This window comes from Algoriphagus sp. PAP.12 (genome assembly GCF_026652115.1).
Lineage (GTDB): Bacteria > Bacteroidota > Bacteroidia > Cytophagales > Cyclobacteriaceae > Algoriphagus.
This window is the reverse complement of the sequence record NZ_JAPPSQ010000012.1, coordinates 23790-36009: the sequence shown is the minus strand read 5'-3', so window position 1 is coordinate 36009 and position 12220 is coordinate 23790. Positions and strand designations below refer to the sequence as shown.

Annotated in this window: 13 protein-coding genes; 4 read left to right on the top strand and 9 right to left on the bottom strand. The window is 39.6% G+C overall.

Annotated features, from left to right (window positions below; all coding sequences use genetic code 11):
* The first annotated feature begins 42 nt into the window (after window positions 1-42).
* The 3 genes from trxA to selD all read left to right on the top strand — a co-directional run bounded on the left by trxA (window position 43) and on the right by selD (window position 2496).
* Window positions 43-363 carry a thioredoxin gene (trxA, locus tag O0V13_RS14535; protein ID WP_268035693.1) on the top strand — a complete coding sequence of 107 codons (321 nt, stop codon included), beginning with the start codon at window positions 43-45 and terminating at the stop codon, window positions 361-363.
* A 65-nt stretch (window positions 364-428) separates the two neighbouring features.
* Window positions 429-1466, top strand: coding sequence for a tRNA 2-selenouridine(34) synthase MnmH (gene mnmH / locus O0V13_RS14530; protein WP_268035692.1), 1038 nt, complete (start codon window positions 429-431; stop codon window positions 1464-1466).
* Window positions 1456-2496 carry a selenide, water dikinase SelD gene (gene selD, locus O0V13_RS14525; RefSeq protein ID WP_268035691.1) on the top strand — a complete coding sequence of 347 codons (1041 nt, stop codon included), beginning with the start codon at window positions 1456-1458 and terminating at the stop codon, window positions 2494-2496. Before mnmH ends, selD begins: the two co-directional genes overlap by 11 nt.
* On the opposite strand, the gene O0V13_RS14520 is transcribed toward selD, so the two are convergent.
* Window positions 2493-3050 carry a DUF502 domain-containing protein gene (locus O0V13_RS14520; RefSeq protein WP_268035690.1) on the bottom strand — a complete coding sequence of 186 codons (558 nt, stop codon included), beginning with the start codon at window positions 3048-3050 and terminating at the stop codon, window positions 2493-2495. The genes selD and O0V13_RS14520 overlap by 4 nt on opposite strands.
* A 173-nt stretch (window positions 3051-3223) precedes the next feature.
* Between O0V13_RS14520 and O0V13_RS14515 the strand changes: the two genes are divergently transcribed.
* The gene (locus O0V13_RS14515; protein ID WP_268035689.1) at window positions 3224-4867 is read left to right on the top strand and encodes a hypothetical protein; all 1644 of its coding nucleotides are present in this window, start codon (window positions 3224-3226) and stop codon (window positions 4865-4867) included.
* A gap of 75 nt (window positions 4868-4942) precedes the next feature.
* On the opposite strand, the gene O0V13_RS14510 is transcribed toward O0V13_RS14515, so the two are convergent.
* The 8 genes from O0V13_RS14510 to cmk all read right to left on the bottom strand — a co-directional run bounded on the left by O0V13_RS14510 (window position 4943) and on the right by cmk (window position 12105).
* Window positions 4943-5569 (bottom strand): 3-keto-disaccharide hydrolase, encoded by a 627-nt coding sequence (locus O0V13_RS14510; protein ID WP_268035688.1) that lies wholly within the window; start codon window positions 5567-5569, stop codon window positions 4943-4945.
* A gap of 170 nt (window positions 5570-5739) precedes the next feature.
* Window positions 5740-6351, bottom strand: a complete 612-nt coding sequence (gene nqrE, locus O0V13_RS14505) for an NADH:ubiquinone reductase (Na(+)-transporting) subunit E (RefSeq protein WP_073573205.1) — start codon at window positions 6349-6351, stop codon at window positions 5740-5742.
* A 15-nt stretch (window positions 6352-6366) separates the two neighbouring features.
* Window positions 6367-7050 carry an NADH:ubiquinone reductase (Na(+)-transporting) subunit D gene (locus O0V13_RS14500; RefSeq protein ID WP_268035686.1) on the bottom strand — a complete coding sequence of 228 codons (684 nt, stop codon included), beginning with the start codon at window positions 7048-7050 and terminating at the stop codon, window positions 6367-6369.
* 29 nt (window positions 7051-7079) lie between these two features.
* A complete protein-coding gene (nqrC, locus tag O0V13_RS14495; RefSeq protein WP_268035685.1) occupies window positions 7080-7841 on the bottom strand; it encodes an NADH:ubiquinone reductase (Na(+)-transporting) subunit C in 762 nt (253 codons plus the stop codon).
* Window positions 7828-9027 (bottom strand): NADH:ubiquinone reductase (Na(+)-transporting) subunit B, encoded by a 1200-nt coding sequence (locus O0V13_RS14490; protein WP_268035684.1) that lies wholly within the window; start codon window positions 9025-9027, stop codon window positions 7828-7830. The genes nqrC and O0V13_RS14490 overlap by 14 nt, the downstream gene beginning before the upstream one ends.
* A gap of 3 nt (window positions 9028-9030) precedes the next feature.
* The gene (locus O0V13_RS14485) at window positions 9031-10383 is read right to left on the bottom strand and encodes a Na(+)-translocating NADH-quinone reductase subunit A (protein WP_268035683.1); all 1353 of its coding nucleotides are present in this window, start codon (window positions 10381-10383) and stop codon (window positions 9031-9033) included.
* Between the two features lie 137 nt (window positions 10384-10520).
* Window positions 10521-11417, bottom strand: a complete 897-nt coding sequence (locus tag O0V13_RS14480; RefSeq protein WP_268035681.1) for a 4-hydroxy-3-methylbut-2-enyl diphosphate reductase — start codon at window positions 11415-11417, stop codon at window positions 10521-10523.
* Window positions 11401-12105 (bottom strand): (d)CMP kinase, encoded by a 705-nt coding sequence (gene cmk, locus O0V13_RS14475; protein WP_268035796.1) that lies wholly within the window; start codon window positions 12103-12105, stop codon window positions 11401-11403. Before cmk ends, O0V13_RS14480 begins: the two co-directional genes overlap by 17 nt.
* Between the last annotated feature and the right edge of the window lie 115 nt (window positions 12106-12220).

The following is a 12220-nucleotide window of genomic DNA, read 5'->3' as shown; positions in this document are numbered from 1 at the left end:
TCATATATTTGAAACCTGAAAAAAATCTAAATACTATATAAAATGGCAAAAGCAATCGAAATCACTGACGCAAACTTTGAAGAAGTAATCAAATCTGATCAACCAATCTTGGTGGATTTTTGGGCTGAATGGTGTGGACCTTGTAAAATGATCGGGCCAGTAGTTGAAGAATTGGCTGGTGATTACGAAGGAAAAGCAGTAATCGGTAAAGTAGATGTGGACTCCAATCCTGGGGTGGCTCAAGCTTTCGGTATCCGTTCTATTCCTACCCTTTTGTTCTTCAAAGGTGGCGAAATCGTTGACAAGCAAGTTGGCGCAGTTCCAAAGGCTGTTTTAGCTCAGAAATTGGACGCTCAACTATAATTAATACACACTGACAATTCAAAGCCGCAAGGATATCCTTGCGGCTTTTTTTATATTCGTTCTTTATGAATGAAACCCTCATTTCACTTTCTGATTTTTTCGAACTCCGGCAATCCCTTCCTGTTCTGGATGCCAGATCCGAAGGAGAATTTTCTCAAAGCCATATTCCCAATGCTTTCAATATACCGATCTTGAACAATCAAGAACGAATTGAGGTAGGCACTCTTTATAAAAATGAAGGAAGCGAAAAAGCCACATTAAAGGGATTTGAGTTGGTTGGTCCAAGATTTCATCAAATTCAAAAAGAGGCCATTGAGCTTTTCCCTGAAAGGAAAATCATTCTTTATTGTTGGAGAGGTGGTATGCGAAGTCAAATCCTATCTTGGCTTCTTTCTATGGTCGGATTTAAGATATTCAGAATAAAAGGCGGGTATAAAACGTATAGGACTTTCACTTATCAGGAAGTTAGAAAAAAGAGAAAAATCTTAGTTCTTGGAGGAAAAACTGGTGTTGGAAAAACTGTTCTTCTGGAACAACTTAGAAGAAAAGGAGAGCAGACCATAGACTTGGAAGGTTTGGCAAATCACAAAGGCTCTTCTTTTGGTTCTATCGGACAAAAGCCTCAACCAACTGTTGAGCAGTTTGAAAACTTCCTCGCAGAAGAAATGCTAAAATTGGATACTGAGAATGTCTTATGGCTTGAAAATGAAAGCAGAAAAATAGGGAGAATCATTTTACCGGATCTATTAAACAATCAAATGAAATCAGCCCCTCTGATTGACATTCAGAAATCAGAGACTGAGCGGGTACAACATATTTCTGAGGAGTATGGATCACTGCCAAAAGCGGATTTAATCGCTGCTATCAAACGCTTAAGCAAAAAACTGGGAGGGCTCCGAACTCAACAAGCCATCGATGATGTAGAGCATGAAAAAACAGCCAATTGGGTAGAAAATGTCTTGATTTATTATGACAAGGCTTATGATTTTGACTTAGAAAAACACGAATCCCAACAGGTTAACGAAATTAATTTGAGTGAAAAAAATTGGGAAGAGCAAGCAGAACTTTTGATCACTTTGAAAAATAAAATATATGGAAGCTAAAGATATCAAGTTAACGGAGTGGAGTGAAGGGTCTGGTTGCGGTTGCAAAATCGCCCCTGCTATTTTAGATCAAATTCTTTCTTCCAGCAATTCATTTTCACAAAGTGACTCCAACTTATTGGTTGGGAATTCAGGAAAAGACGATGCCGCTGTCTACCAAGTTTCCGAAAACATTGCCATGATCAATTCTGTAGATTTTTTCACCCCGATTGTTGACATTCCATTTGATTTCGGGAGAATTTCAGCCGCAAATGCCATTTCCGATATCTATGCGATGGGAGGAAAGCCCTTATTCGCAAATGCCATTTTAAGCTGGCCCGTTGAGAAAATCTCTCCAGAATTGGCTGCAAAAGTGATGGAAGGAGCAAAGTCTATTTGTCAAAAAGCAGGAATAGAATTAGCAGGAGGGCATAGCATCGCGGCAAAAGATCCGATTTTCGGCTTATCGGTTAATGGTGTGGTTCATCCCAGAAAAATCAAAACTAATCAAGGTGCCAAATCGGGGGATTTGATTTATCTTACCAAACCGCTTGGCATTGGAGTTTTGGCCACTGCTTTGAAAAGAGGAAAAATCAAGGAAGAGGACTATTCCAAATTGGTTGAGACGGCCTGTCTATTGAACTCCATTGGAGCAATTCTTGGAAACCATGAAGAAGTAAAAGCCATGACCGATGTAACCGGTTTTGGCCTATTAGGACATTTGATAGAAATGACAGAGGGAGCGAACCTTTCTGCTGAAATAGAAATCTCTAAGCTACCCTTGATTGATGGGATTCAGGAATATATCAACCAGTTCATTTTCCCTGACAACACGTATAGAAACTGGAATGCCTTTTCTCCAAAAACCGAGGGAGTCAATGGGATGGATTTGGTCAAGCTTTGCGATCCACAAACCAGCGGTGGTTTATTGATAGCAGTTTCGCCAGAAGACAAAAAATGGTTTGAAGACACTTTGAAAAGTGAAAATCAGAATTTTTGGGAAATAGGTTTATTTACCGATCGTCAAGAAAAGACCGTATATGCCTCTTAACTTTTCAAATCAGAAACCCCTCCACTAACCATAAATTTCATTACATCGGCGCTCTTGACTCCTTCCAAACGCTTTACTTTTTCCTTTGGGACTAAAAACACATTTCCAGAAACGTTGTAACTATGAGGAAAATAAACGGCTACCAATTCCTCATTTCCAATCACTGACATTTCATCTTGGGTAATAAACCCTAACCTAGAAAGGGTATCTGAAACTTGGACAATCACCGGAGAGCTGAATTTTTTCTTTTCCCCGACAAAAGCACCCATCAAATCCTTAATGGAAGTGTATAGCAAGTTTACCAGTGGAATTCGAACCAAACCTCTCTCGAACCAGTCAAAAAATCTACGGGTAAAGAACAGACTTGCCAGATATCCAATAAATGTAATCAGCCCCAACACCATGAGAATCCCGATCCCAGGAATTGGTACCGGAATTAAATTGTCCAAAAAGACGAAAATCGCATAGATCACATAGATGGTGATTGCCAAAGGAGTTAAAAACAACAAGCCTCGGAGGAAATAGGAAAGAATCCTTTTGTATGTAAATGCCATATTCCCACTTACTCAAAAAAAATGCCTAACCATTTTGGATTCCAATTCCCCTTCAGAATTTTGGTTATACGGGAATAGCCGCTTAGAATAAAGAAGGAGTATTCTTTCTATAAATGATATACATTGAAGTAGCAACCCACTAGCCAATAATCATAAACCAAAATAAACAGTAAATGAAAACTCACTTTTTAAGTCTACTTTTCCTTCTATTGATTTCAATGAAGGCTTATTCCCAAGCAGAATTCACGATTTCATATTCCCAGTCTCAAACACATGTTCAGGTAGATGAAAATGGTTATTTGGAAATCCTTGTTTCAGATTCAGATCTAGAAAAGTTTAAAAACCAGGCCTATGTCAGATATAGTGATTTCGGCGCAGTTGGTGATGGAAAAACAGATGATCAAAATAGTATTGTTGGAACTCATGCTTTCGCAAATGAGAATAGTTTAAATGTAAAAGGAGATGATGAAGCAACCTATTACATCGGAGGAAATGATAGGAAAGCCATTATTCAGACTGACACGGACTTTGGAAAGGCTTCTTTCATCATTGATGACAGAAATGTAAAAAACCGTACTGCTCCTATTTTCGAGGTAAAGTCCTCCTTGGAGCCAATCAAACTAGAGGGCATCCACTCTCTTAAAAAAGGACAAAATAAATTGGATTTAGAGCTCGATCAGGCCTATCTGGTTACGGTTTCTGACACGACAGTTCGACGATATATCCGTTTTGGCTTGAATCAAAATAATGGATATCCTCAAACTGATAATTTCAGAATTGATAAAAACGGGAAAATTGACTCCAAAAGTCCTATTATTTGGGACTTTGATCAGATCACAGAAATCACAGCACTTCCAATTGATAAAAAAACGCTAAAAATCACAGGTGGGCATTTTACCACCATTGCAAATCAAGAGGAGTCCAAATACAACTATTACAGCAGAAATCTTCTTATTAGGCGCTCAAATGTCATCCTAGATGGAATTGAACATCATGTGACTGAAGAAGGCGAGCATGGAGCTCCTTATGGTGGATTTATCACTATCCAAGATTGTGCAGATGTCAAAGTCATGAAAAGCATTTTCACGGGGCACAAAACGTATAGCACCATCGGAAGAGCGGGCAAACCAGTGAGTATGGGATCCTATGATTTGACTGTGAACCGGGCTTTGAATGTTTCCTTTATTAATTGCTCCCAAACAAATGACATCAATGATAGAACCTATTGGGGAATCTTTGGCTCTAACTATAGCAAGAACCTTCTTTATGACAACTGCAAATTATCCAGATTTGACGCCCATATGGGAGTAGCAAATGCGACTATCCGAAATTCCGAATTAGGACATATGGGAATCAATGCAATTGGTACCGGAACTCTATTAGTGGAAAACTCAACCATCAATAGTGGAAGACTAATCAATCTTCGTTCTGATTATGGGAGTACTTGGGAAGGAGAATTCATCATTAAAGACTGTGTATTCAAACCCAATGCGGGAAATGTCAATCAGGCAGATTTAATAAGTGGATATTATTCTGGTCAACATGATTTTGGATACGTTTGCTATATGCCAGAAACAATCAAAATCATAAACCTAACGATCGAGGATTCAAACCATTCCCCTGAATATAATGGACCGATGCTTTTTGCCAATTTCAATTCAGATAGAAAAGATGAGACTTATTTGGAGGAATTCCCTTATGTAATTACAAAAAAAGTAATCCTCAAAAACATTAAAATAAAAAGCGGAAAGCAATTGGGTGTAAGTAAAAATCCTGTCATGTTTCAAAAGGTGGAAATAGAAGGACTTAAAAAATAATGCTAGTCATTACTTCCAGAAATAGAAATACCCAACCGGTTGGCTGGGCATTTCTATAAATTCAATTCGTGAAAATCAGTCTTTATATTTCACTTTGATGCTTTTGTAATAAATCACTGAATTAGGATCATGCGCTTGAAGAGCAATGGTACCATGACTCAACTTTTTAGTGCCTAAATCACCTTCTTCTCTATCTTTTGACTCATCAAATTTATTGATGGTTTTTCCATTGACTTTCACAGTGACTTTATCCCCTTTGACGATGATATGCTCTGTATACCATTCTCCATCTTCTACAAAAACGTCTTTCACATCTTTGAAAGAATATACACTGCCGGTTTTTCTCCAGTCACCATGGCTTTGGTTTACTTGAATTTCATAACCGATATTAGGCCATCCATCTGCCTGATATTGTGTGTGGATGAAAATCCCAGAGTTTGCCTGTGGCATTGTTTTCAAAGTTACGATCACTTCAAAGTCTTTGAAATCATGGTTTCCAACGGGGCCATCATAGAAAAGGTGAGCTCTTTTTCCAGCCACTTTGATCACTCCGTCTTCAATTTGAAATGATTCAGGACTATCTGTAGTTAATTTCCAGCCATCTAGATTCTCACCATTAAAAAGCTCAATCCACTCTCCGGATTGGGCATAAGAAAAAGAAGCTACCAGGGTCAAAATTAGTAATGAAAATATTTTTTTCATGCTGTTGTAATTAGGTTTGAACTCGAAATTTAGGTTTTTCTTAAGAACAATTTTAACCGTTAAAAAAACAATTAAAACTGATTTTTTGACAAAACAGAAAGGGCAAAAGCCCTATCAAAAAAAAAGGGCTCTGAATTTCTCCAGAGCCCTTTTTAGATCTTTATTTTCTCTTACAGGTCTATACCCATAAAAGACATAAATGCAATACCCATCAAACCGGTCAAAAGCATGGTAATACCCAAGCCTTTCAATCCGTTAGGAACTGCAGAATATTTCAATTTTTCACGGATCGCAGCCAAAGCAACAATTGCCAGACAAAATCCAGTTCCTGAGCCAAAACCATAAACAGCAGACTCAGCAATGGTATAGTCTCTTTGAGCCATGAAAAGGGATCCACCCAAAATCGCACAGTTTACAGCGATCAAAGGCAAGAAGATTCCCAATGCACCATACAAAGCTGGAGCAAATTTCTCCACAACCATTTCTACCAACTGAACCATCGCAGCGATGATCGCGATGAACATGATAAATCTCAAGAAAGTCAAATCGATAGATGCCAAATCAGCACTTACCCAAGTCAAAGCACCTTCTTTCAATACATATTCGTTCAATAGCCAGTTCACAGGTACAGTAACCGTCAATACGAAGATTACCGCTGCACCTAGACCGATTGCAGTACTTACTTTTTTGGAAACTGCCAAGAAAGAACACATTCCCAAGAAGTAAGCGAAAATCATGTTGTCGATAAAGATCGACCGAATACCTAAGTTAAATAATTCCATTTCTTCAATAGGATTTTAGTGTTCTACATAACCAGTTTTGGTACGCTGTACCCAGATGATCAAACCTAGGATTACGAAAGCACCTACAGGAGATACCATCAATCCGTTGGTTGCCAACTTGAAGTCAGGACCAAATAGACCAGAGATCGTGTCGTAAATAGGAAGTCCGAATACAGACCCAGATCCTAGCAACTCTCTAAAAAAAGCTACTGTCAAGATGATCCAAGAATATCCCAAAGCAGATCCAAATCCATCCAATACTGAATCATAAGGCTTATTACCCAAAGCAAATGCTTCTAGGCGACCCATTACGATACAGTTGGTAATAATCAAACCGATGAATACAGAAAGTTCTTTGTACATATCATAAGCAAAAGCTCTCAACACCTCGGAAACCAAGGTTACCAAGGTAGCTACTACTGCCAACTGTACAATGATACGAACTCGGCTAGGAATGGTATTTCTCATCAAAGAGATCACCAAGTTGGACATTACAACAACAAAAATTACAGAGATTGCCATTACCAAAGTAGGCTTCATCTGTGTTGTTACCGCCAAGGCAGAACAAATACCCAATACCTGTATGGTAATCGGGTTATCATCTACCAAAGGATCTGATACTAATTTCTTACGGCGCTTGGAAAGAAGAGCTTCTGCTGGCTTCTTTTCAATTGCTTTTTCTACTGTTTCAGCACTCATATGATTATAATTCTGTGAGTTGTTTAAAATTAAAGAGCGGCTACAGCCCCAGACTTCTTGGATTCAATGTAAGCCTCGTAATGACCAAGGTAATCCTTCAACATGGCATTGACACCTTTTCCGGTAATCGTTGCTCCAGACATCCCGTCAATTTGATGAGGTTGAGAAGAATAATCTTTTCCTTCACCTTTTTGCATTTCCACAGCTACAAGATCTCCTGATTCGTCAAAAATTGTCTTTCCAACATATCTAGCTTGTACTCCTGGTTCGGTAATTCTAGCTCCCAAACCCGGAGTTTCACCAGCATGAGCCAAAGTAATACCACCAACAGTATTCATATCAGTATCCAAAGCGATAAAGCCCCAGATAGCATCCCAAAGACCTGCTCCATAAAGTGGGAAAATATAAGACTCCACTTGATCAGCACTTCCTTCTGCATGGTAAATAAATACTGGATACAATCTCTGATCAGCTGGCTTCTTGTAGTTCTTAGCTATATCAACAGTTTCAGCTGTTACAGCTACGCCACCTTGCTCAGATACTTCTTTTCCATTGATATCAACTACAATAGAAGAAATTCTATTGGTATAATATTCATTCACTTCTTGAGGAGTCATTGCGCTGATTTCCTCACCGGAAATCACTGCTCCCAAGATTTGTTTTTTCTTATCCAAGGCTTCTGCTTCACGCTGCAGCGGTCCCAATACTTGAGAGGTACCAGAAAGAAGCAAGCCAAGAACTACGGTCAAGATGACCGAAAATGTGATAATATAAGCGTTAGACTGTTGCACGTTGTAACCTCCTTGTTTTATTGGCTTTTACTACATAATAATCGATCAAAGGAGCAAACACGTTCATCAAAAGAACGGCAAGCATGATTCCTTCTGGGTATGCTGGGTTTGTTACTCGAATCACCACGGTCATGAAACCGATTAGGATTCCGTATATCCATTTACCTGTTTCAGTTTGAGCGGCAGATACCGGATCAGTTGCCATAAATACAACACCAAATGCCAAACCACCCATTACCAAATGATACTGAGCAGGCATTGCCATGTATTCGTTTACAGCAAGAGCATTCATCAAAAGACCCATTGCATAAGCACCACCAAAACCACCAACGATGATTTTCCAGCTAGCTACACCAGTATAGATCAAGATAACAGCTCCGATCAAGGCCATCAAAGTAGAGGTCTCACCGATAGAACCTGGAATCCATCCCATAAACATATTCATAAAGCTGAAATCGGCTCCCAATGCTGCATTGTGCGAAGCTAAGGCCTCAACAACTGGTGTCCCTTCAGTACTAGCTCCGTAAGCAACACCCAGTGCTGTAGCTCCAGAGAATCCATCTACTGCAGCTTTATCGCCAAGGTATGTCCAAACTTGATCACCAGAAATCTGAGCAGGGTAAGCGAAATACAAGAAAGCACGTGCCGTCATAGCCACGTTCAAAATGTTCATCCCTGTACCACCAAACACTTCTTTACCAATCACTACTGCGAAAATGGTAGCCAAAGCAACTTGCCAAAGTGGAATATGCGGAGGCATCACCAACGCAATCAACATCCCTGACACCAAGAAACCCTCAGAAACTGGGTGATTTCTTACAACGCAGAAAATAAATTCAGTAACCAAACCTACACCATAAGAAACAATCAGGATTGGAAGTACAGAAATCAATCCGAACAACACCTTATCTCCAAATCCAGCAGACTCACCTATTGCTAGAAAGTGCTGCTCTCCTACGTTTAGAATTCCAAAGATCAAAGCTGGAATCATCGCAATCACCACTGTGATCATGACACGCTTTAGATCTGTTGCATCTTTAATTTGAGCACCTTTGGCTTTGGTTACCAAATCCGGTGCAAAAGCAATCGTTCTATGGCCCTCATAAAGGGTATAGAACTTTTCCCATTTGCCGCCCTTTTCAAAGTTTGGCTTAATACTATCGAAGAGATTTTGTAATGCCTTCATATCTTAGCTATACATTAATAATTCAATCCCAGATCTCACCAACTCCTGCAGCTCATTCTTAGAGGGATCCACAAATTCACAAAGAGCAACGTCTTCTTCGACGATCTCATACAATCCAAGCTCTTCCATCTCGTCAAAGTCCTCAGCAATGATTGCCTTGAACAAATAAGTTGGAAGGATGTCCATTGGAAGAACTTTTTCGAAAACTCCGGAAACTACGAATGGTCTTTCTTCTCCGTGAGTATTAGTATCTACTTTGAATTCTCCCTTGTTCATAAAGGAGAACATACCGATTGCTTTATGGAAGCTCAATTTGGAAGTTGTTGGCTTCAACCAACCCAAGAACTCTTCATAATCACCTTCAGGGATTACAGTAACCTGATTGTGGTAGAATCCAAGGTATCCTTCAAGAGAGATTTTTTCTCCAGTCAATACATTTCCAGAGATGACTCTGACATGTCCACTGTTCAAATTCCCTTTTACAAAAGTGGAAACAGAAGCTCCAGAAACAGTTTTCACATATCCTGTTTTGGTCAATTCTGAACCTGTAATCGCAATTACTTTTGAAGCATCAAAAACACCGTTCAAAACCAATTTACCGATTTGAACCACTCCTACTGGAGAGATAGTCCAAGCGATATCTCCTTTGTTGATCGGATCCAAGTGATGAATCTGAACCCCCACGTTTCCTGCTGGGTGTGGCCCGGAGATTTTATTGATTTCAACTCCTTTTGCATTTGCAAAAATCGCCGGCACATTTTTAGATCCGTCCACGTTTAAATGAACTTTTCCATCGGTTAATTTTGCAAGTGCATCCAAACCAGCTTGGAAATATTGATCCTCTCCTTGAAGAGTAAATCCATAATCTGGAGCTAATGGGCTAGAGTCAAAAGCAGAAATGAAAATAGCCTTAGGAGTATCTGCTGGATTTGCAACGATACCAAAAGGTCTCTGAATCAAGTTTGGCCAAACCCCGCTTTCAGCAAGTTTTGCTTTCAAAGACTCACGATCTACTTTACCCAGGTCGATTTTACCCAAGTCTTCGAAGGTGGTTTCTTTGTCTGCCAAAATTTTGATTTCGAGTAATTTCCTCTTTTCTCCTCTTTTGACTTCGACAATCTCGCCAGAAACCGGAGCCACATACTTGACTTGGTCCATCGCTTTGTCGAACAGGATTGGAGTACCAGCCTTTACGGTATCTCCTTCATTGACAAGAACTTTCGGTCTTTGAATACCAAGAAAGTCAGTCGGCTTAATGGCGAAGGTTTGAGCAGAGGCAAAATCAGCAAGCTCTAAAGCTGCCTTTCCTGCAAGGTTAATGTCAAAACCTTTCTTAAGCTTCACTAATTTAGACATATCTGTTTTTGAACTATGAGCTTTTGAAAAACGCCCCAAATCTAATAAATAACCTCTTTATTTATAGACTATCTGGAAGTTTATGTTTGATTTTCTCCGGAATGGCTTTCCCTATTTCCGAAAGGTGAATTTTGTATTTAAGCCGGAAGAGCATTTTCTTCCAAAGATTCTAAGTAATTTTTTACCTGCTCCATCAGCCACATTGGTGTCGAAGTCGCCCCACAAATCCCAACTTTATCATCCGAATTAAACCACTCACGATTCAATTCTGTCTCATTTTCAACGAAATAGCTCCTCTCGTTTTCCGCAAGACATACTTGATATAGTGCTTTCCCATTGGAGCTCTTTTTCCCGGAGACAAAAACAATCACATCATTTTCCTTAGAAAATTTCTGCAACTGAGGCTCTCGATTTGACACCTGACGACAGATAGAATCATTGGCATTAAAATCTACAGTTTCAACTTTTCCTTTCTCTGTCTGGATTCTTTCTTCGATTTTTCGTGACAATTCGTAGAAACCTTTGGTGCTTTTAGTAGTCTGACTGAATAATGTCACAGGTCTGGAGTAGTCGATTTTTTCCAAATCAGAATCTTCCATCACCACAATTGCTTTCTCCAAAGTCTGACCTGTCAAGCCAATAACTTCGGCATGGCCTTTTTTACCATAAATGACAATTTGCCCCTTTTCACGCTCCATTTTGTCAAAAGCTGTTTTGACACGGTGCTGAAGTTTTAGAACCACTGGACAAGAAGCATCTATCAGTTCAATATTATTTTCGATGGCAGTTCGGTAAGTTTCCGGTGGCTCACCGTGGGCACGAATCAATACTTTGCAGTCATTCAACTCGGAAAGCTGCTCCCTATCAATAACGACTAGGCCTTTTTCAGCAAGCCGTTTTACTTCCATATCATTGTGAACGATGTCACCGAGACAATACAACTTGTCTGCCTGCTCCATTTCGTCCTCAGCCATCTTGATGGCAAACTCTACTCCAAAGCAATAACCGGAGTTTTTATCAATGGTTACTTGCATAATCTTTTGTGTGATTAATTCTCTGCTGAGCCAAATCCACGATTTGTGCTACTTGCTCAGCGAAATTCAAATTACTTGTATCAATCTCAACTGCATCCTCCACTTTAATCAATGGCCCTTCTTCCCGAGTCGAGTCGATTTGATCTCTTTCTGCTAGATTCTTCTGGATTTCTTCCAAATCCACCAAATCACCTTTTGCTAATAATTCTTGCTGTCTTCTGTAAGCTCTTGTTTCCAAGTCGGCCGTCATAAACACCTTCAGTTCTGCATCCGGAAAGATTACCGATCCAACATCACGGCCATCCATGACCACACCTTTGGATTTTCCTAGTTTCTTCTGCTGGGCCACCAAGACTTTCCTAATCGCTTTTTCCTTAGCAAGATTACTTACATTTTCCGAAACCCGCATGGTTCTGATCTCTTGTTCTACATTCAGTCCATTCAGATAGGTTTCTTGCTCACCGGTATCAGGATTTGGTTGAAATTCTATTTCCAGATCTTTCAGACCTTTCTCGACATCATGAGGATTGGAGGGTGAAAGATATGAATTCAAAAAATGTAAGGTTGCGGCTCGATACATGGCTCCAGAATCGATGTAGGTGTATCCCAAATCCTTGGCTACAGCCTTGGCAGTTGAGCTTTTACCACATCCTGAATATCCATCTATGGCGATGACAATTTTACCCATCAAAAATCCTAAGGTTTATGCTTTTTTATTCCGTGGCAAATATAGTAGTTTTAATCCAATTGAATTTTGAAGGGGCGATTATCTCCAAGATTTCTTTCTTTGCCTCAGTTCATTT

Bases quoted from the DNA above. Each gene is read 5' to 3' on its own strand.
- trxA (WP_268035693.1), top strand. From the start codon at position 43: ATGGCAAAAGCAATCGAAATCACTGACGCAAACTTTGAAGAAGTAATC.
- mnmH (WP_268035692.1), top strand. From the start codon at position 429: ATGAATGAAACCCTCATTTCACTTTCTGATTTTTTCGAACTCCGGCAA.
- selD (WP_268035691.1), top strand. From the start codon at position 1,456: ATGGAAGCTAAAGATATCAAGTTAACGGAGTGGAGTGAAGGGTCTGGT.
- O0V13_RS14520 (WP_268035690.1), bottom strand. From the start codon at position 3,050: ATGGCATTTACATACAAAAGGATTCTTTCCTATTTCCTCCGAGGCTTG.
- O0V13_RS14515 (WP_268035689.1), top strand. From the start codon at position 3,224: ATGAAAACTCACTTTTTAAGTCTACTTTTCCTTCTATTGATTTCAATG.
- O0V13_RS14510 (WP_268035688.1), bottom strand. From the start codon at position 5,569: ATGAAAAAAATATTTTCATTACTAATTTTGACCCTGGTAGCTTCTTTT.
- nqrE (WP_073573205.1), bottom strand. From the start codon at position 6,351: ATGGAATTATTTAACTTAGGTATTCGGTCGATCTTTATCGACAACATG.
- O0V13_RS14500 (WP_268035686.1), bottom strand. From the start codon at position 7,050: ATGAGTGCTGAAACAGTAGAAAAAGCAATTGAAAAGAAGCCAGCAGAA.
- O0V13_RS14490 (WP_268035684.1), bottom strand. From the start codon at position 9,027: ATGAAGGCATTACAAAATCTCTTCGATAGTATTAAGCCAAACTTTGAA.
- O0V13_RS14485 (WP_268035683.1), bottom strand. From the start codon at position 10,383: ATGTCTAAATTAGTGAAGCTTAAGAAAGGTTTTGACATTAACCTTGCA.
- O0V13_RS14480 (WP_268035681.1), bottom strand. From the start codon at position 11,417: ATGCAAGTAACCATTGATAAAAACTCCGGTTATTGCTTTGGAGTAGAG.
- cmk (WP_268035796.1), bottom strand. From the start codon at position 12,105: ATGGGTAAAATTGTCATCGCCATAGATGGATATTCAGGATGTGGTAAA.